Genomic DNA, 20,322 nt, shown 5'->3' on the forward strand with positions numbered 1-20,322 from the left:
GAAGTATACGCAGTTTGTGAGCAAAAGGAAAGCTTTCAGCAACTTGATTTCCAGTGACCGCACAAGAGCAACAGCTCCAAGCAAAGTATACACCGCAAGATAAGAACGATGACCTATAGGGATAACATATAAATCCTACATAAAAACAAAGGCCCCTGCCATGGCAGGGGCCTTTGTTTTTATGTAGGAAAATCTACTTATTCGTTCACTGTAGTTGTTTCCTTGTCTTTGCTTGCGACAACGTTACCTTCTTCATCCAAGCGGATTTTGGCTTTTTTCTGCTCAGCATTAGTGAAGAACACTTCGTAAGTTGGCTTAGCACCTGCTGTGGCAGCATCAGGACCAACTTTGTATACTTCGCTCACGGTCCAGTCTTTGAAGCTTTCGCTGGTTAAAGCCTGCTGCACTGGCTGTGGAAGCTCTTGCTGCGTAATTTTTTCTTTTTTCTCATCACCAGCCTGCTGCTGCTGAGTAGACTGTGTAGTTTGAGTTTCTGATTGTGTTTGTGCGTTTGCGTCTACAGATACTAATCCGAAAAATGCGAATGCGGCGGCTAAAACAGTTATCTTTTTCATTTGAGTCTTTTTAGGTTTAAGAATTAAGTTCTAAAAAATAATTTCTTTTGACTCACCCTTAATAATAACTGTGCCAAACTACAATACAGCAACTATAACACTAGTAATCAACACTTTATAAAAAACTAAACTTCTTCCCCAATATGTAGCGCCACAGGTGGTAGTGTGGAATTTACTCCACACTTTGTGGAATAAAGCTACACCTTGCCTACGCAGGAAGAAACACGAAACCTGCTTTTTAGTGTGAAGATTTATCAGCTTTATAAAGCAAGCAGCTTACGGCTCTAGCTATGCAACTGTCGGCTCCCACGTTGCTCTAGATTTCGAAAGTAACTGATTTTGCTTACCGTTAAAACCTGCCCACCGTAAAGGTTAAGAGGCAAGCTTTAAACCGTAGGGTTGCAGTACCGCAGGCTGATGCTGAAAGCAGCACAGGAGCAGTGGCTTTCAAGTCAGCTCCTGTGCTATTGCCTACAGGCCCTGCTCGTCGGCGCTTGGTCCGTAGCTTCCTGGGATAGGAATGTTGAGCAACCGCAGGTACAGGCCAAGCTGTGCCCTGTGATGTATTGTCTGTGCCAGCGCATGGCGAACAGTTTCATACTTAGACAGAGTCATGTACACAGCGGCACCGTCACGCAACGTCCAGGGCTCTTCCAGCTGCTCTTCTGTTGCCTGCCCCATGTCTGCTTTCGCCTTTGCCAGGTTCCTCTCGAACAGGGTTAAGAGTTCCTCTGTGTTATCTGCGTTACCAGGGTTATAAGGGCTGGCGGCGAAGTCGAGCTCATCAGTTGTGACAGCTAAGGTTATCCAGGTGGGCAAGTCGGCAATGTGCAGTGCGAGGTCTCTAATGGGCATGCTCTTGGGGTGAGGCTGCCAGTCGTATTTGCCGTCTGGCACGATGGCTAGCATTTTTTGTGTTTTCAGCCCTTCTTCCTCGATTTCCTTCAGAAGCTTTTCGATGATTTTCATTGATTCATTTTGTTGATTTAGACGAAGTAATAACCTGAGTTCGATTAATAATTAGGTAAAAAAGAAAGTCAATCATAAGAGAAGTGTTTGTATTTAAGTATCTGACGCTTAAACATCTAAACCGCCCTCTCTATGATTGACTACTCTAAAGTTACGGAAATTTTTTGCCTTGTGGATGAGTTTTGCTGGGAATTCGACGCTACCACTCAGCCCTTTTTGCTGGGGAAGCCTTCCAAGCGCCCCCCGGTTATGAGTAAAAGCGAGGTGATCTGCATTTGCCTGCTTTTTCACCTGAGCGGTTTCAGGTGTTTCAAGCACTTTTACCTGTTCTATGTGCAGCGCCACATGCAGGGCGAGTTCCCCGCACCGTCTCCTATAACCGCTTCGTGGAGCTGAGCCAAAGCGTGCTCCTGCCCATAAGCATCTTCCTCAAGACCTGCTGTTTGGGCAAGTGCACAGGCATCTCCTTTGTGGACTCTACCCCTGTGAGAGTGTGCCACAACAAGCGCATCAAGCGAAACAGGGTGTTCAAGGGCATTGCCCAGGTGGGCAAGTCCACCATGGGCTGGTTCTACGGCTTTAAGCTCCACGTGGTCATCAACGAGAAGGGGGAGATGCTCAGCTTCGCCGTCACACAGGCCAACGTGGATGATCGGGAGCCTCTCAAGTGCGAGGGCTTCCTCAGAGCCGTGTTCGGTAAGCTGTTCGCCGATAAGGGCTACATCTCCCAGAAGCTGACCGAGATCCTTTTCACCGACGGCATTCACCTGATCACCGGAATCCGCAGCAACATGAAAAACAGCCTCATGAGTCTCTCCGACAAGATCATGCTGCGTGAGCGCTCGGTGATAGAAACGGTCAACGATGAACTGAAGAATGTCTGCCAGCTGGAGCATTCCAGGCACAGGTCCTTTGTCAATTTCATGTCAAACCTGGTGGCGGGGCTGATTGCTTACGCATTCCTCCCCAAGAAACCTTCCATCTCGTATAGAACCGTTAATGCAGAGCAATTAGCAATCTTCTGATTAATCGAACTCAGGTTTGTAGTAACCACCCGCTGGGTAACCCCCAGAAGGCGATATAGCGTTGCCGCTTACGCAGAAGTATGTGTAGGGCAGGGGTAGTCGAAAAGCAACTGCAAATTGGTAATGGCAGCAAAGGTGGCAGAATAACAGTTAAAAATTGTTTGCTTTCATCAAAATGCACAAACAACTTCCTTGCCTTTTCTGACTATTAACAGACATTTAAAGCTTAGACAAGTGTATAAAGCATTAATAAGGTCTGCCCTGTATACCATCAATAAAAAGGTCCTGTAAAATAAGTACTTACAAGACCTTTTTTGCTGATTTCAGTGATTACTTCTCTATTCTTACTTTCTTCAGGATTTTACCTTTACGATCAATGGCCTGCATCAGAAGCATTTTTTCAGAAACAGCAAAGGTCATGAAACCCTGTATGGGCGCAAAGAAGTCATGTGGTGCCCTTGGCTTTAAGCTTTCGTTCGCTTCTGATCCTGCGCCAGAAACAAAATGGTGGGTAACTTTGTCTTTCGGATGATAATACTGCAAGTGATGCTCATGACCACTTAGGTATGCATCCACCTTATACTTCTCGAAGATCGGCTCCAGGGAATGGCGGAAGTGCGGTGGCTGCAAAGCCCTGTTGCCAGCGGTGTACATAGGGTGATGCCCCACCACTATTTTCCATTTTACAGAGGGATCGTCGTCTGCCAGCACCTGCTCCAGCCACTGCTTTTGAGCTAAGCTGTCCTGCTGCACCAGCTCCTCTCCATAAGTACTTCGGTAGGCACCTTTGTCAAAGGTGTTCGTGTCTAGGTAAACAAACAGTGCTTTTGCATCTTTTCCTACGTTTCGCTTAAAAGCATAATAGCGGGAAGGCATATTCCAGCGCTGGCTAATATGGGTATAGTCAATCTGTGCCTGCGCATTACCAGCGTAATCGTGGTTGCCCAATACAGCATACCAATCGCGGTGCAACGGGTACTGGTAAAAAACATGCTCGTACGACAACTGCCACAGCGGATCATGTACACTCGCTACTCCGTGCGGATAAATGTTATCTCCAGTAGATATAATAAAGCTTGCATTGATACCTGTTACGGCTTTTGCCAACTGCTTGGCCATATCTTTCTGGAAGTACTCTCCGCCCCTACCAAAGTCTCCTACAGCGGCAAATTCCAATGCACCGTCTACAGACTCCAGCTTCTTGATATAGCCTCCTCGGTACCCCTTGGCATACTCAGCCTCATAATCTTTGGTTTGTGCCTGCACCTGGAAGAAATAAGCGAAATATAGAAAAGCAGCGAAGAAAACTCTTTTGATTATTATGTCTAACATCCTTATCTATTTATACACACTACTTAGTCAACCAAAATCAGAAATTTGGGTCGAAATTAAAGAAGATTGGGTTCGAGAGTCCAACCATATTCTCACCTAGCAACATGGATTCCGGCACCTCCGGATAAGCTGTCGGTGGGCCTTCTACCACCACACGGTAGTAACTCCGGCCAAGCGTTTCTGGTGTATCAGTAAACTCTACTGTCGGCTGGTTACCAGTTACTTCAAAGGTGCTGAATTTACCACCGTTCTTCACCACATTAACAGTATAGGATGCTCCTAGAACAGTATTGCCTGTTAGCTGTACGCGGAATTTGACAGCCTTCCCCGTAGGCTTGGCGTTATCGCCCATCATTATGTCTTGCTTGCCGTCCTGGTCGAGGTCGGCATAAAACTCTACACGCGGTGCATAAGGGTTAGCACTAATAGAAACGCGCCCGTTCGTGAGGGCATCTACAACCGCTTGTGAACTTCGCTCTGTGGCAAATACCCACGTGGTAGGGGTGCCGACGTAGTTCGCTGTTGCCTGCTTGCTGTTCTCTGTTGCCTGTTCAGGTGTATCAGGCACGCCATGGTGCGCGTCGCTGCCACCTCTACCAGTCAACTTACGGCCCGATGAGAGCATATCATCCCAAACCATAATCGCATTGGCATTTTTGGACCAAAGCACCGAATTCCAAACTTCAATGGATTCGAGCATATCATAAGAATATCCGAAATGGTCTTTCCCGCTCGGGTGGTTCGCAGATAGATGTACCCCCAAATCCTTCTTCACTTTCCCGACTACCGTATCACGCTGATCGCGCACGTCGAACAGCCGCTGATGATCGTAAGGTGTGGCTGAAAATGGATTGCCGTGGCCGCGCGTAGTCGTCCATTCCGCACCATACAGCAACAGTATGGAGTCAGACTTAAACTCAGGATCTGCCCAAGTATTGTTAGCAACGTCGCCGTTTACATGATTATCATGGTCGGTAATGCAGAGATAGTCCATACCGACAGCCGTTGAAAAAGAAAGGATTTTGGAGATAGGGTTGTTTGTAGATTCCTTGCTATGCCTGGAATGCACATGAAGATCTCCCTTCAACCACACACCATCAGTAAGGCTGGCAACGGGCGGCAGTGCACCAACGTCCTTTATTGCATACGGATTGCTATAGCTTGACTGTTCTGGTGCCGAACTGCTAACACAGCCTGTCATGCCTCCTAACAAAACTGTACAGGCCATGCCCAGAACCACAGGTATTACTTTTTTATTGAATAGCATATTTGAATTAAAAATGAGTTCAAAGCTTCTCAGTGCTATTACAGTAGGCACTAAAGTCTAAATAAAAGATAAACATGATGCAGCTCGTACTAAGCAGGTAATGAAGCTTTGAGCCAGTAGTTATAAGATATTGTATGTTAATTAAAAAGCCTGCTAGAGTTCCGTTCTTTGGTTTTAAAAGAATAGAATCCTAACAAGCTCTTAGTACTACTTCTTGAATAATGGATTAGCTCTTAGATAAGAATTCCCATCGAAACTCACTTGGTAATCAGATGTAAAGTGGGTGCTTTTCTGATAATAGTCAGTTGTAATAATTTGCGCTCCTGATTTACAGGCAGCTTCAAACTGGCTTCTGTCATTTTTTCGTGCTTGTTCAGTGTTTGCGTCTGCCCTGGTACGAATAATGTAGCCCTTCTTTACCAGTTCCTGTATCCTGGTTGCCTCCTTTTCAGGATCATTCAGAATTAAAATGGCGGCTTCCGGGGTTCCAGGTTCGGCGTTTGCAAATAACACACGTCCTTTCAGTGACGGATGGCCCTGAATGTAAGTAGTCCTTTTTTCCTCCTGCTCATCCAGCACAAAAATAAACTTGCCTCTTGCCTCTTGTAAAGAAGGCCAGTTCTGCTGAAGCACGGCTTTCTCCAGGGTGCTATACTTACCTCTTACCTGGTCTGGCGTTATCAGTTTATCTTTCCCCAGTTCATCCAGTATCACGCGGTCAAGCTGGTCTAACACAGCAGCAGTAAATTTCTCTGGAACGGTGAAACCTTCTTTCTCGATGGCCTGGTCTTTCGCATTCATGGTGATGAAGACGGGTTGATGACCTGGATGTTGATCTGACCATTTCTTTAAATCCTGCAGGCAGTTCTTCAGCGTCAGGTAATGGCTCCTGAAATCGATTTCCTGGATATGGAATATTTTAAAGCCAGGCTCCATCATCTGCTTTTCAGGGTCGTACTCCTTTGCCTGGTTCTTCACCCAGTCCAGCCCCTTTGGGTGCGCATACTTGCCCCCTTCAGCATCTGCATAGATATCAATCTCCAGGTTAGCCAAGCCCATGTTCAGCTGCTCTATGATGCTGACATGGCTATAGTCTATGCCATTAGCCAGGTCACCATTCGTCTGCTTCAGCATCTGAAACAGTGCGGGATCAATAGCTTGTTTATAGCTGTTATGAGACCCAATCACCTGGATATGGTTAAGAGGCATTTGCGCTGCTTCTTTCTCAACTTTACCCGCTAACTCTCCTTTTCTGGCATTGGTGCCCTGGGCCGCAACAGCCCCGGACAATAAGACACTGGCTAATAAGATAACGATTCTTTTCATTGTTGTAGCCTTAGTAACCTGCGTTCTGCACTAAAAATCCGTCTTCGCTAGAAGCTCCATCGACTGCCTGTTGAGGAATCGGGAACAATCTTTTGTGTACATCGCTATCCGTCTTTTCCGTCCAATTGTCCTCATATTTGCCAAAGCGTATTTGATAGTTTCTTCTAAATCCTTCCCAGTACAGTTCAAATCCCGATTCACGGAACAAAATATCAAGGTCAATGCTACTCAAGGCAGCAGGAGTCTGATCAGGTCGGGCATTCCTGGAAGTTCTTAAGCTATTGATATCGGCCAAAGCGCCGGCATTGTCACCGCTTCTCAATTTAGCCTCGGCACGCATCAGGTAAATCTCTCCCAAACGGATCAAAACAATATCTACGCTACTATAGCTACAGCAATTAGGAGCAGAATGGCTGAACTGATACTTTGAAAAACGGTATCCTGTGTTATGAAGACTTCCCGGACCAGTAAAATCAACATTGCGAGTATGGTCGACATAGGATAGGTTTGCGCCACTCGTTCTTCTATTGATGACGGGATATATCCTTACCTTACCGTCGTCGCAAGTTAGAATGTTGCCTCCTCCATCTTTTCTAGGCCCCCATATAACACCACGAAGTATTCCCCTGTCAATCTCAAACTCTGTTGGCTCCACACAATAGTAGTGTTCCGAATCATTCATTGGAGTTACACCAGTAAGATCTTTAAGTTCATCTGGTATAACTGTGTTTTCTTTAAAGAAACGGGCATCGGCATCGGCAGGATCCACATTGCCGTAGGCATTTACCCAGGTCTGGTAAAAATCAGGGGTAACTGCTACCGCATCCGTTCCACGTGTGTTTGGGAATTCCGGCCTTGGAATCTGATCACCTGATATAGACCAATATGCCCATCGTTGGTGGTCGGTTTCAAGCACCCCTCTTTGGTCAAGTGCGAATATAAGTTCAGGATTAGTATGGTTATCATCGCTAAACAAATCAAAATATTCAGGAGATAATGAATATGGTCCAGAAATAATATCGTTAGTATACTGTATTACCTTATCCATATCCTGTCTCTGGAAGTTAGGTGTACCATATGGATCGCGATAAACGGCAGCATTCAGATACAAACGTGCCAACAAAGCCTTCACAGCATCTCTCGTTATCCTACCCGGGCCCTTATCGTTGTTGATCACATCCACAACCGACAAAAGCTCGCTTTCAATATATTCGATTGCTTCTTGCCCCCTTAGAATCTCAGATCTTTCGCCAGAAAGTTCTTTCTTGAACACAAGGCCCCAATTATCAAGCGCTAACATATTGAGGTATGCTTTCATGGCGACCATTTCGTAATAACCATCTTGGGCACTTGCGTTGCCTTTTTCAGCTTCTAGTTTTAATCTTTCCGCTGCAATCACCGCTCTCGATAAAGTTAAAGTTATCTGTGTCCAAGTAGAACCTACCAAGCTGTTACTAGGTGTCATCAGATGCTGGTGAACTGCAATAAACTTGCCACCATCATACCAGTCTGTACCCCCACGATAGGGAAGAATGCCTTCATCGGAAGCAACCTCCTGAAGTCCAAAATTGTTTGTATGCAACCATACACCATACCGGAGAAGACCATATACCGGCGCTATGGAACCACTTACAGTTTCCGCCTGACCGGTTCCCGTCAGAGACTCATCAAAAATTTCTTCCTCCAAATCGGTACAACCCAAAAATGTAGATAACAGTACAATTAGTGGCAGGATTTTATAAAATTTCTTATTTCTCATTTTATTTAGAATTTCGCCGTGATATTAAAAGTGCCTTTTGTTCTTTTTATAATGTTACATTAACACCGAGCAGGAAGGTTCTTGCCCTTGGATAGGTAAATCGATCAATGCCAAACGTTTGCACTCCGCCTGAAGCAGCCCCTGTGTTGATCTCAGGGTCAAATCCTGAATAATCTGTTATGACAAACAGATTTTGGCCTGTTAATGTAAGCGTGACACGCTGAAAGGTCTCCTCCAGTCTGCTCCCGTTTAAATTCAGGTTATAGGCCAGCGTAGCGTTGTTCAATCTTAAGAAAGAGCCATTCTCCAAATAGCGTGTGGATACAGTGTTGGCATTGCTCAAGGACTCATTGGGGTACTGGACGGCAAAATCAGTTGCATTGTTAGACTTGGCCAATTGAGCTTTACTGAACAGGGTCATGGTGGTGTGATTGTAAACCTTATTTCCTGCTACTCCATTAAAATTCAAACCCAGATCAAAAGCCTTGTACTTAAAGTTTAGGTAGTACCCATAAATAACTTTAGGAATCGCACTGCCCACTACAGTACGGTCATTGTCTAATATCTCACCATCACCGTTTGTGTCCCTGAATATGTTCTGGCCAGTTTCCGCATCAATTCCATCAAACTGAAACATGTAGAATGCCCCTATCGGCTCATCGTTAATATAGCCGTTAATGGTCGCGCCCGATTGGCCAGAACCTTGGGCTGCCCCTGTTGCCAACACCGCATAAGGTGAATCTTTTACCTTATTTTTAATATAGGTAATGTTGCCCCCGATATTATAGGAGAAGTCGCGTTGTTCGTCGCTAAAGTAATTCAAGGCCAACTCTATACCATTATTCTGAATTTTCATATTCGGTATATTGTTCCAGTAGGTAGAGGTAGGCTGAACAGGATCGGCAGGAACAACTTCCAAAAGTATATTGGAGGATTCTTTATTAAAATAATCCAATGTACCAGTCAATCGGGAATCAAAGAATGCGAAATCCATTCCTACATCTACTTGGGTGGACACCTCCCATTGTAGATCTGGGTTTGCCAATCGTGTAAATATAATCCCGTATGGATAACCTTGTAATGAAGTGGCATCGGTATTGATAGGATATGTGCTAATACTTCCAGCACCTGTTTGTAATCTCTGCTCTAAATAGCTGGCTTTTGTAATTTTGGAAGGAATCTCTTGGTTACCAGTTCGTCCCCAGCTTGCACGCAACTTTAAGTTGTTAAAAACCGAGTTGGCCATAAAATCTTCGTTGCTAATATTCCATCCTAATGCAAAAGAAGGGAAATAACCATACCTGTTATTCTCGCCAAACTTAGAGGATCCATCGGCACGCAATGTACCGGTAAACATGTATTTATTCGCAAATATGTAGTTCACTCTGCCGAAGAAAGACTGCAGCTCGTTTTTGATGGCTTCCGAATTTACCGCAGTAGGGAATACAGTTGTACTGGTATGGTCTTGGTAAATAGGGTCAATATTATTATCTGCAAAGCCGCGGTAAGTAGTTATTCTGGTTTCATCAAAAAATTCCTGGAAAGAATGCCCTGCCAATACAGTAACGTTGTGCACACCCCGATTCCATCTATAGGTAAGCGTATTTTCAACAAGTTTATTTGTATTCCCACTTATGGCAGCATCCAATACCCCGTTGGAAATATCAGACTCATTGATAACTGCCGGGTAGGGTTTGTACTGCTGGTTCCTGGTGGTAGCGGAATAATCAACTCCTAAGTTCAGCTTATAAGTAAGGCCGTCAACTATTTCTAAGGATGGTGAAATGTTTGCCAGAATACGGTTATTGATGGCATTGTCGCTAAACAAATCATACCTGGCAAGCGGATTCAAGGCGTTTGTGTTCAACAAGGAAGGCTCACCGTCGGTATACGCAGGAACCGTCGGGTTCAAATTAAGCATGTCACTTATGGTCGAGGTGATACTCGGGCGTAAATTTTCCGTGCGGGAGGCCGTGAGGTTATAATCTATGTTTAACCTGCCATTGAATGCCCTTTGATTCATATTCAGTTTTCCAGAATAGCGTTTAAGCCTACTATTCTTCAAGATTCCTTCCTGGTCCTGATAGCCCACCGATGTGAAGTAGGAAAAATTCTCACTGCTGGCTCCGCTCATTGATAAATTGAGCGTATTCGATACCCCCGTTTGGGTCAGTTCATCTTGCCAGTTCGTGTTTGCGCCAAAGTCTTCCAATGTTCCACCCACGTCTACCACTTGTCTGCGAAAAGCGTCGGCATCGAAAACATCTATTGTATTGGCCATAGACGACACAGCAGTGGACGCTGAAAAATTAATCTGAGGTTTTCCCTTTCCTTTTTTAGTTGTAATTACCACAACCCCATTTGCTGCTCTGGAACCATATACTGCTGTTGCACTGGCATCTTTTAGCACATCGATACTTTCGATATCGTTAGGGTTAATAAAGTTCAGGGGGTTGGTGGAAACGCCTGTGGAGGAATTGTCTAACAAAAACCCATCTACTACATAAAGCGGCTGTGTCCCAGAACGTAAACTACCTATACCCCTAATGATTATATCTTGTGAGGCCCCAGGTTCACCGCTGTTTGCCGTAATGGAGACACCAGCAAGTTTGCCCTGCAAAAGTTCACCTGGGTTTGTTACCACACCCTTGTTAAAATTCTCACTGTTAACAGTAGCTATGGCACCCGTAACGTCTGACCTTTTTTGGGTACCGTAGCCAACCACAACAACTTCTTCCAACTGCTTAGAGTCAACTGCCAGCATAACATCGATGTTAGCATTTGTTACGGCAACCTCTTTCGTCTGGAAACCAAGCATTGAGAAAACCAGTATCTCGTTGCGGTTAACTCTGATGGTATAGTTACCATTCGCGTCCGTTGCAGTACCGTTTGAAGAATTTTTAACCATTACTGTAACGCCAGGCATAGGCCCATTTTCATCCCGAACAGTTCCTGAAACTGTAATTTCATCACCCTGCCTCACTTGCTGGTCTACAGACAGTGCTGCCCAGCTTCTAATATAATCATTAGCGTACAAGCTATCTGGAAAGGATAGTGTCGTTCCACAGAGAACTGTCGCAAGGAAAATAGGTCTTAATTTTAAAGGTGTGCTAGATCTTTTTTTCATACTTTTTTATTGAGTCCTAAAACTGGATATGGCTGTTTTCTCTTTACAAGAAGCGAGAAAATTTGGGGTACAATTCGAAACACTCTACAAGAGTTACTATAATTATCAGCTTAAGAAATAGGCTTTAACAACAGGAACTTGCTTTAGAAATGACTATGTTCTAATCAAAGAATTTAGCTTGACATAAGTATGCCATAAAGTGTTCAAAGCAGACTGAACACATTCATAGTTCGCACTTTCTAGTCTTGCATGACTATAAGGATTTTTGGACTTTTCCATCCATAGAAATATTGTTTTATTCCAAACACCTTTTCATTTCTTACTCTTTATATTTGATGCAAAGTAAGCGGATCAACATTACTTGGTTATTTCTGTACTGTAATTGAAATGTTAAGTAAGCAGGGGGATTATTACTGCATTATTAAGGATTGATAACATGGAAAAACAAAATGACAAAGTGTAAAAACTTTGTCATTCATAATGATGATAGAAGATGCTTTATTAGCGACAGGGAAAGTCAGCCAGATCAACTACAGGATAAATACAAAAAAACAAATAAATAAAAAAAACGATCTAGTGATACTTATTTATTACCTGCATGATCATCTTAAACAGCGCTGTATTTTCATAAACTCCCCGGAAGTCCAACGAGTGTGGGCCGTATGCAAATACTGGAACAGGAAGGGCCGTATGGTCATCCGTACTGAAGTTACCAGTTACAGCTCCCTTACGCATATCTCCATGCAGTAAACTCAGGCCGCCAGTTTCATGATCTGCTGTAACTATAAGTAGGGTTTCTCCATCTTCATCAACAAATTTCATCGCCTCTCCTACTGCTTTATCAAAATCCAGCATTTCCTGAACAGTAACAGACATATTATTTTGGTGCCCACCACGATCTATTTGGGCACCCTCAGCCATAAGGAAAAAGCCCCCTTTATTTTTACTCAGAACTTCGAGAGATTTATTTAATGATTTAGCTAAGAAATCGCCTCTGCCATTCTGGATAGATGTTACCGCATTGTCGTCCAGAACCACAAATTTGCTAGCAGAGATGGCATCCAGAGCAGAAAATTGGTTTGTTGTGACGTAGCCTTTCTCCTGCAGCTGGCTTATCAGGTTCTGCCCATCCTTGCGCTTAGAAAAGGCGTTGTAGTTACCACCAATCAGTATATCCACTGGGCTTTTGATGAAGTCTGCAGCAATCGCTTCGCTGAGGCTGCGCTCTGTTTGGTGCGCATAAAAGCTGGCGGGTGTGGCATCTGTAACGTCGCCTACCGAAATTATACCGCTTTTCATTCCTTTAGCAGCAATCAACTCAGGAATAGAAGTTAAGCTGTTGCCAGCAGGATCTACACCTATGTATCGGTTATTTGTCTTCTGCCCCGTTGCCATAGCAGTCGCGCCCGCAGCAGAGTCCGTAATATAACCATCGGAAGAGGCCGTTTTAGATAAACCTATATTCAGAAACTGAAACAGGTTAAGCTGGCCAGCAGCAGCTGTGTAGCCAGCATAAATTTGCGCCAGTCCCATGCCGTCTCCAATCAGGAGAATAACATTTTTTACTTTTCTGCGCTGGTCGTTGTTTCTATACTTTGGAGAGTAAACAGTGACAGGAGCCTTATGCTGATATTCGTTTTTGGGCAGATCCTCGATATAGTTGCTTAGCCCTGCTACATCATCCGTTCCAACATAATCTACCCCCAGATGAACAAGTGTTTGCCAAGTGTTTACATTATCAGGAGTGGCCCAAAAGCGCAGTTTTTTGTTCAGGTGATGTACACTATCTATTAAGCCACTAATGCTGTTACGCTCGTTTTCCACAATTAGGCCTTTCCCGTTCCATTGCGTGTACTTCCGAAAGTTGTCGCTGAACAATGCAACTCGCTTCAGTTCATCCAGAGAATAATGCTGCGCTGGGTTGCCATCAAAATGTATAAAATCAGGATACTGTGCCCAGGTAGATGGTGCAGGTTTATTACCACTGATTACAAGCTGTATGCCTTGGTTATGGCTAATTTCAGGAAATTTTTCCAATACTTTTACTAGTGCTGGTAAGGTTGTTTTCCCATCTGTTTTAAGATCAAGCAGCAGCTGCAGTTTCCGCTCTGGTTGGCTGTAGGGGTTGCCATTGTTTTTTTGTATCAGCTTCTGGAGCGGCTTTAGGTAGAGGCTCTCCAGGGTACGATCAGGTTGGATTTCCTCCTGCTCATGCGCCACATATAACTCACCGTTTCGCAGAAATATGTCTGCTTCTATAGAGCCAACTTGTCGATAATAGGCCGATAAGAGCGGGATAGGCTGCTGGTAGTCGTTATGCGCATGTATGTTTGCAACTGTATAAGGGCTTTGGGCTGCAAGGTTATACTGTAGCGAAAAAAGCAGAACAAGAGAGAGAAAGGCTTTCTTTAGAAACATAAAAACAGTTTAATGTATATGAAAGGGTAGAAAAGTCTATAGTGTAATTTCTTTTGGAAAGCCATTTACAAGAGCCAGATTGGGTTTGTTAAGGCTACCATATCTCCTTGCATGTTTCGGACTTCTACACGGATGTATTTTGTCGATCCAGTTGCTACACGCCAACTGGCATTCAGGCTACCTCCTTTTGCCTTTTCTGTTGCTAACACTCCCTCTTCCCCTATTAATGTAGCAACACAATTAGCAGGAGCACCTTTTACAGCGAATAAAACTTGCACTTCCCCACTTGGCGAAGTAGTAGCTAGGGTATCGCCTATACCTGCCGTTGCAGGCCCCAACTTAGCTGTTAACGACAGGTTAATGTCTTTTCCTTGAGCCAAGTATGCTTTACCTGCCCGAAGGCCTGCCATAATTTGCTTTCTTGATAAAGCCTGGGCTTGTACTACGGTTTGTGGTGAGCCTACTGGGTTATCAGATAACCCAGGTGTGTGCGAATCGCTGGCTGCAATGGCTATCTTTTTTTTACCCTGCCGCAGCAAATTGTCCCACCATTTCACCGCCATATCGTCCAGTTGATTCCATTTGGCATGCCCATTCCATACTTCTATACCGTCAAACAAATCCACATCAAAGCCAAAATTGTTAATGCGCTCCTCGTTGTAGAAAGGATGGTTGATAATAGCCAGTCCGCCATCAGCCTTTACCTGATTTAAATAGGTAGCAATCACGTTATCTTCAAGCGTATACCGCCATTCAATCCATGTCGTAGGATTTAAGCCAATGGCGTTCCAATGCCCAAAGGCCGTGGTGGTAACTTCTTCGCCGTTTATTACCAGTAGTTTATCAGTTTTATATTGGCCCCAATCGAGACTAGCACTGTTGGTATTATGCTCAGTAGAAACAATAAAGTCCAGCCCATTTGCTTTTGCTTCCTGAAGTAGCTTCTGTTGAGTGCGCTTGCCATCGGAGTGAAATGTATGCATGTGCAGATCTCCACGGTACCAACCTTGCTTATTATTGACTACCTCTGGAGCAGGGGAAGCTTTAAAAGACTCTTTTTCAACTCCTTTGATGAGTGTAACATCCAGTTGCCAGTCAATTCCTTCGGCAGTGATGGTAGATGGATAAATGAGGATGTTCCAAGTACCAGCTTTTATCCTACCTGGCACATAACCAGTAGAGGCTTCCACTGCATTTATGAAAAATTCTGTTTTGGCACCACCTGACCAGCCCCTAAAACCTGCTGTGTTTCCCAGTTCATATCCTTCAGGGCCATAGATACCTAAGTTGAGTACGTTCTTGCCCTTATCAGAGTAAGTTTCCTTTACCTGAATCTCCGTAACGCCCTCAGGAACAGTAAAAGGCACATATACCAGCTTGAAAAGACCTTCTGCGGGTATAAAACCCGATGAGTTTAACCTTAAACTATCCTGTGCATGCAAGACTATACTGCACAACAGAAGTTGTGTGAGCACTAGAATGAACTTCACTCTTTTTATGAACATAGAAAGGAGTTATCTGCTTTTTTATTAGCAACCAGTATGGTCGGAGGTGGAACTTTGAAATTGTCTGTTCAAAATTTTATCGGAATGGATTTTGCCACAACACAGCTGAAGCTTATTACTCATCCCTTACTCGTAGCACTGGTTTTGGTGTTTAGCTACTTCGTCTCTGATAAAATCCTGCATCCGAAGCTATCATAGGCAACAGCACTGCCGCTGTATGTTTTCTCTGTCTGCCGTGGCTCCTGAACTTATTCCTCATTTCGTTAATTTGAGGCAAAGCTACCTCTCCTATGTTAAGCGCTGGTTAAACTCTCTTTAAATTACGGTTAAGAGATAGTGGATCCTCAATCTCTTATAAATCTACTCTATACATGAATCTAAAAAGATATGATCTGCAAGTTTGTGTAGTATAACATTTACATCTGGTTTTAGTACTTTATACCTCCAGAGTGGGTACTTATCCTATAAATCAAAACCTTATCTTTGTTCAAGGCATATACTGCCAACATAGAAGGGATGCGATACCTGCTACAGAAATCATCTTGAAGAAGGGTAATATAAGCCTCCTCGCACGGTAAACAGCTGAAAGGTTAATGCGGGCTTATGAATAACAACAGTATGCAAAACTATAAAGACTATCAAGTAGACCTTACAAACTGTGACAAAGAACCTATCCACATCATTGGCCGCATTCAGCCCCACGGTTTTCTGCTAATACTGAATAAAGAGACTCTTCTTATTGAACAGGTAAGCCAAAACATCAGTGATTTTTCTCCTGATCATTCCCCTGAAGAATTAATCGACAAACCTTTACAGGTGCTTTTATCAGCGCATGAGGAGGCATTTAATCCAGAGCTTCTGCTACAACCAGACCATTCGGGGCCAATCATTATTTCTGTAGCAGATAGCAAGTTCTTCGGGTTTAGCCATTTATCGGAAGGAAAAATTGTACTTGAGTGCGAACGCTATACTTCCTACCTAGACAGAGAGAAGATAAAGCATAATACTATACTCTCCCGACTGCATGAGCATCTGAACACAATCGAGTCTGTGGAGGAATTGGGTGAAGCAGCGGCCGAAACAGTGATGGATATGCTGGACTACGACCAAGTATACATCATGCGCTTTGACACCGACTGGCATACCGAAGTGATAGCTGAATGTCGTAAAGAAGGAATGACATCTTACTTAGGCCATCACTTTCCCGCTACCGACATTCCTGAACCTGCCAGAGCCCTGCTTCTGGAAAAAAAGGTTAGGCAAATTCCAAATGTCGGTGCGCAGGCCGTTGAAATCATCCCCTATGTCAACCCTTCAACAGGTGCACCCTCCAATATCCTGAGATCGGAACTCCGAAACCCCTCTGAGATACACCTGGAGTACCTGAGAAACATGGGCGTAGCTGCCTCCATGTCTTTTTCTATTGTGGTAAGAGGCAAGCTCTGGGGCGTACTTGCCTGCCAGCATAAAAAACCTGTCTTTATTGAAGTATGGAGGCGACAACTGTGCCAGTTAATAACGCAAACACTCGCTGATTCCATCGCCGCTCTTCAGGAAAAGCGGGATATGAAGCAATACAACGTTTTCAAAAGAAACGAACAGGCCTTCATATCGCACCTGATGCAGTACGAAGACCTGGTTTCCGCCCTATCGCAAGCTACCCTCGACCCATTGACCTTTACCGAAGCCACAGGAGTAGCACTAGTCTTGAACAAGCAGGTGTTTACTTTTGGTACTACACCATCAAGTTCAGAGCTTAGTAAGCTGGCAAAATGGCTAGAGGAGCGTATGGATGAAAAAGTGTATAGCACACAGCAGCTTTCCAAACAATTCTCAGAGGCAGAGGCTTATAGAGAGACTGCAAGCGGTTTGCTGGCTCTGGAAATTTCGCGCTACAACCAGGAATACCTGCTTTTCTTTAAACCAGAGATAAAGAAAAAACGCATCTGGGCGGGCAACCCAGATAAGTCTGTATTGGAAGAAGGCATGCGACTGCACCCGCGGAAGTCTTTCGAAAATTGGGAACAAGTGGTAAAAGGAAACTCTCTGCCTTGGAGCATTAACGAGATTGAAATAGGACAACTGCTCGCAAAAGACCTTACCGCCCTACGGTTAACGGACCAGGCAGCCAAACTGAAAGACCTGAACGCCCAACTGGAAACCACTGCCAAGCTCCTTAGCTTTAAAAATAGCCAACTACAGGACTTTGCACTAATCATGTCGCATAACCTACGCTCGCCGCTAAATAACATAGAGGGTCTGCATGAGCTTTACAGACTCAATCCTAGCGAAGCTAATGCTGCTTTTGCCATGGATCAAGTAGCGGAGGTTGCTGGTAATATGTCGCGGACAATCTCAGACTTGAACCTGATCTTGAATATAGACCTGCAGGCGCAACTACCCTCTGAGGAAGTGGAGCTGGAGAGCATTATTCAGAAGGAAATACAAAATATGGGAGTAGCCGTAGAAAAGACAGAAGCTCATTTCGAAACTGAGTTACAGGTACCCACCCTCACCCTACCTTTAATATACCTGGAGAGCATTCTGCATAACCTTGTCTCCAACGCCCTTAAATATTACTCACCTGACAGGAAGCCTGTCATCAGGATTAGGAGCTGGCAGGAAAATGACCGCGTATGCCTTTCTGTATCTGACAACGGGCTAGGAATGGATCTGGAAAAGGTGGGGCATAAAGTCTTTGGCCTTTACAAAACCTTTCATGAGCATGAACAGGCAAAAGGCCTAGGGCTATACCTAACCAAAATTCAGACGGAGTCGCTAGGAGGACAGATCTCTGTTAAAAGTGAAGTAGGCAAAGGCACTACTTTTACCGTTACCTTTCCACACGGCGCATAGTCTCGGCTTAGTAGGCATTTATAGTTATCGTGGCCTTTGATGGGTTTCCACCAGACTGCAAACACATTAGTTTGCAGCCCTTAGCCTTTTCACCTTTTGCACAAGCTGCCTCATTTCCTCCGCTTTGGCAGGTTTCTGTATTATTCCCGACACCATCGGGTAGTCAACAACTCGGTTTATGTATGTTGAGTCAAGAGAGGAAGTCAGGATATAGATACTGCATTTTTTGTAAAGCTTAGGAGTGTGCGTCGCCATTGCATCCAAAAAATCCCAACCATCCATTACAGGCATATCCAGATCAAGGAGAATCAGGTCTGGTACGCTACTATTGCCACCTAGTCGTAAGGCTTCCAAAGCCCTTGTCCCAGACATGAAAATGCTAATGTCTAACGCAGCATCTTCTAAGAGCATCATGCTTTCTACCAAGAAGTTGCTTATATGGTCATTATCAACAATAAATATCTTCATCTACTGCTTAGGTAAGTAAAACTTATGTGCAGGCATGTAAAATTTAAAGCATGTACCTGTCCCTGCCTCGCTGTTCACCTCTATGCGGCCTCCCATTGCCTCCAAGTGGGTCTTAGTCAGGTACAGCCCGATTCCCCTGCCCTCCCTGCTGGTATGAAACCTTTTATAGAGTTTAAAGATGTTGTCCTTTGCCAACTTCATATCAAAGCCAGTGCCGTTGTCGGAGAAGGAAACGGTAACATGCCCTTCGGTATTGCCTCTCCCCTTTATCTCCACCTGCAGCGGGCGTTCCTCGCTTCTGTATTTGATGGCATTGGAGAGCAGGTTAAGAAACACGCTATAAAGGTAAGCTTTGTTACCCCTTACGGAAAGCCCCTCATCTATATCCATAATCACCTTGCCCCCACAACCCTTAATGGTTTCCTGAAGGGACTCCAGCACCTGCTCCAGCACAAGCCTAACCTGCAAAGGCTCCTGCTCCAAAGTTTCTTTGCCGTCCCTGATACTCAGGATCGTGTTCATGTCCTTTAAAACAGTGTCCAGATTGAGTATGCTTCGTTCAAAATTTGTCAGGCAATTGTCATAAAGCTTTGTACCCTTCTCGAGCCTTGGCAGCATGCGGGCCAGCCCAAGGGCATTGGAGACAGGAGCCCTGAGGTTATGAGAGACGATATAAGTAAACTGCTGCAGATCGCTGTTTTTCCTATAAAGGTCTTCTGTCAGTTTGGACAGTTCTATCTTTGAGTTTTTAAGGGCTGTAATATCCGTCTGCACCTCAATAAAGCGCACAAGCTCACCGTTATCATCACAGATCGGGTTTATCTCCACATTAACCCATACCTCCTCCCCGTTTTTCTTTTCATTCAGCACCTCAAAAGAGATACCCTCACCACAAAAGAGCTTTTCCTGCTGAGAGTTGATTGCATCGGTGTCTGTTTTCTGGTTATGAAGCAGCTCAGAAGGTCTCTTTCCGATTGCTTCCTGCAAACTGTAGCCCATCAGTCTTGTGAAGCCCTCATTAACCCATTCAATCCGCCAGTCCTTGTCGGCTATAAGCACGCTGCTGTTTGTTTTGCTTGCCACAAGGGAGAGTTTCTCCAGTTCCTGCCTTGTCCTCACCTGCTCAGTCATGTCATCGAAATAAATTGACATACCCGCCGCCGACGGAAAGGCCTTTACCTGAAGCCAGTTGCCCACCTCCTTGAGGAAGGCGGTGAAATGCACCGCTTTTCCCGTCTCGAAGGCCCGCAGATACTGGTTGTAAAACTCACCGCCAACCTGCTCAGGGAATACATCCCACAGGTTTTCACCTATGTGGCGTCTCTTGTCAAAGCCTGCCAACCTTTCGGCCTCCCTGTTGATGTAAGTGACGTTCCAGCCTCTATCGATGGTGAAGAAGGCATCGGTGATACTTTCGAATACTGTGTTGAGCTTTTCAGCCTGGCGCCTGGCTGTCTCGTAAGAGCGCACCATCGGTGTAATGTCCTTTGCTACAGTCTGCACACTAATTACCTCCCCATTTACAATGATGGGATATTTGGTGGCATCAAACACCCTCCGCTCTTTGCCTGCTGTTATAAGTTCCAGGTCAAACCTTAACCTGTTTCCCTGAAGTGCTTCCCGCAGCGAGGTTTCGCATACGTATACCATATCGGGAGGCAGGAACGAGGAAGCGGCAAAGCTCACAACCTCTCC

The 20,322-nt window shown here is 44.7% G+C and carries 12 protein-coding genes and 1 pseudogene; 2 read left to right on the top strand and 11 right to left on the bottom strand.

What is annotated here, in order from left to right; translation table 11 throughout:
- Positions 1 to 197 precede the first annotated feature (197 nt).
- Positions 198 to 575: a hypothetical protein gene (locus LN893_RS13480; protein ID WP_229970883.1), complete on the bottom strand. Its 378-nt coding sequence runs from the start codon at positions 573 to 575 to the stop codon at positions 198 to 200.
- A gap of 471 nt (positions 576 to 1,046) precedes the next feature.
- Complete coding sequence (locus LN893_RS13485; RefSeq protein ID WP_229970884.1) at positions 1,047 to 1,544, bottom strand: DinB family protein; 498 nt, start codon at positions 1,542 to 1,544, stop codon at positions 1,047 to 1,049.
- A 132-nt stretch (positions 1,545 to 1,676) separates the two neighbouring features.
- On the opposite strand from LN893_RS13485, the pseudogene LN893_RS13495 reads away from it, so the two are divergent.
- A pseudogene (locus LN893_RS13495) lies at positions 1,677 to 2,569 on the top strand (IS982 family transposase).
- A 330-nt stretch (positions 2,570 to 2,899) separates the two neighbouring features.
- Here LN893_RS13495 and LN893_RS13500 read toward each other — a convergent pair.
- From LN893_RS13500 to LN893_RS13530, 7 genes are all read right to left on the bottom strand, one after another.
- Positions 2,900 to 3,901 (bottom strand): metallophosphoesterase, encoded by a 1,002-nt coding sequence (locus tag LN893_RS13500; protein ID WP_229970885.1) that lies wholly within the window; start codon positions 3,899 to 3,901, stop codon positions 2,900 to 2,902.
- Between the two features lie 37 nt (positions 3,902 to 3,938).
- Positions 3,939 to 5,168 carry a CehA/McbA family metallohydrolase gene (locus LN893_RS13505; RefSeq protein ID WP_229970886.1) on the bottom strand — a complete coding sequence of 410 codons (1,230 nt, stop codon included), beginning with the start codon at positions 5,166 to 5,168 and terminating at the stop codon, positions 3,939 to 3,941.
- A 207-nt stretch (positions 5,169 to 5,375) separates the two neighbouring features.
- Positions 5,376 to 6,494, bottom strand: a complete 1,119-nt coding sequence (locus LN893_RS13510; protein WP_229970887.1) for a phosphatidylinositol-specific phospholipase C1-like protein — start codon at positions 6,492 to 6,494, stop codon at positions 5,376 to 5,378.
- Positions 6,495 to 6,504: 10 nt separating this feature from the next.
- Positions 6,505 to 7,959, bottom strand: a complete 1,455-nt coding sequence (locus LN893_RS13515; protein WP_369427680.1) for a RagB/SusD family nutrient uptake outer membrane protein — start codon at positions 7,957 to 7,959, stop codon at positions 6,505 to 6,507.
- A 340-nt stretch (positions 7,960 to 8,299) separates the two neighbouring features.
- A complete protein-coding gene (locus LN893_RS13520; protein WP_229970889.1) occupies positions 8,300 to 11,380 on the bottom strand; it encodes a SusC/RagA family TonB-linked outer membrane protein in 3,081 nt (1,026 codons plus the stop codon).
- 573 nt (positions 11,381 to 11,953) lie between these two features.
- The gene (locus tag LN893_RS13525) at positions 11,954 to 13,798 is read right to left on the bottom strand and encodes an alkaline phosphatase (protein WP_229970890.1); all 1,845 of its coding nucleotides are present in this window, start codon (positions 13,796 to 13,798) and stop codon (positions 11,954 to 11,956) included.
- Positions 13,799 to 13,863: 65 nt separating this feature from the next.
- Positions 13,864 to 15,288 carry a CehA/McbA family metallohydrolase gene (locus LN893_RS13530; RefSeq protein WP_229970891.1) on the bottom strand — a complete coding sequence of 475 codons (1,425 nt, stop codon included), beginning with the start codon at positions 15,286 to 15,288 and terminating at the stop codon, positions 13,864 to 13,866.
- Between the two features lie 633 nt (positions 15,289 to 15,921).
- Here LN893_RS13530 and LN893_RS13535 point away from each other — a divergent pair.
- Entirely contained in the window at positions 15,922 to 18,159 is a 2,238-nt protein-coding gene (locus tag LN893_RS13535) for an ATP-binding protein (protein ID WP_229970892.1), read from the top strand.
- Between the two features lie 66 nt (positions 18,160 to 18,225).
- Here LN893_RS13535 and LN893_RS13540 read toward each other — a convergent pair whose 3' ends face one another.
- Both LN893_RS13540 and LN893_RS13545 read right to left on the bottom strand, forming a co-directional pair.
- Positions 18,226 to 18,627: a response regulator gene (locus LN893_RS13540; protein ID WP_229970893.1), complete on the bottom strand. Its 402-nt coding sequence runs from the start codon at positions 18,625 to 18,627 to the stop codon at positions 18,226 to 18,228.
- The coding region (locus tag LN893_RS13545) for a sensor histidine kinase (RefSeq protein WP_229970895.1) at positions 18,628 to 20,322 on the bottom strand (1,695 nt) is incomplete at its 5' end.

It is taken from the genome of Pontibacter harenae, assembly GCF_020907245.1.
Taxonomy (GTDB): Bacteria; Bacteroidota; Bacteroidia; order Cytophagales; family Hymenobacteraceae; genus Pontibacter; species Pontibacter harenae.

What these genes read in the sequence shown, in the direction of transcription:
- LN893_RS13480 (WP_229970883.1), bottom strand. Translation starts at nt 575, where the DNA reads ATGAAAAAGATAACTGTTTTAGCCGCCGCATTCGCATTTTTCGGATTA.
- LN893_RS13485 (WP_229970884.1), bottom strand. Translation starts at nt 1,544, where the DNA reads ATGAAAATCATCGAAAAGCTTCTGAAGGAAATCGAGGAAGAAGGGCTG.
- LN893_RS13500 (WP_229970885.1), bottom strand. Translation starts at nt 3,901, where the DNA reads ATGTTAGACATAATAATCAAAAGAGTTTTCTTCGCTGCTTTTCTATAT.
- LN893_RS13505 (WP_229970886.1), bottom strand. Translation starts at nt 5,168, where the DNA reads ATGCTATTCAATAAAAAAGTAATACCTGTGGTTCTGGGCATGGCCTGT.
- LN893_RS13510 (WP_229970887.1), bottom strand. Translation starts at nt 6,494, where the DNA reads ATGAAAAGAATCGTTATCTTATTAGCCAGTGTCTTATTGTCCGGGGCT.
- LN893_RS13515 (WP_369427680.1), bottom strand. Translation starts at nt 7,959, where the DNA reads ATGACACCTAGTAACAGCTTGGTAGGTTCTACTTGGACACAGATAACT.
- LN893_RS13520 (WP_229970889.1), bottom strand. Translation starts at nt 11,380, where the DNA reads ATGAAAAAAAGATCTAGCACACCTTTAAAATTAAGACCTATTTTCCTT.
- LN893_RS13525 (WP_229970890.1), bottom strand. Translation starts at nt 13,798, where the DNA reads ATGTTTCTAAAGAAAGCCTTTCTCTCTCTTGTTCTGCTTTTTTCGCTA.
- LN893_RS13535 (WP_229970892.1), top strand. Translation starts at nt 15,922, where the DNA reads ATGCAAAACTATAAAGACTATCAAGTAGACCTTACAAACTGTGACAAA.
- LN893_RS13540 (WP_229970893.1), bottom strand. Translation starts at nt 18,627, where the DNA reads ATGAAGATATTTATTGTTGATAATGACCATATAAGCAACTTCTTGGTA.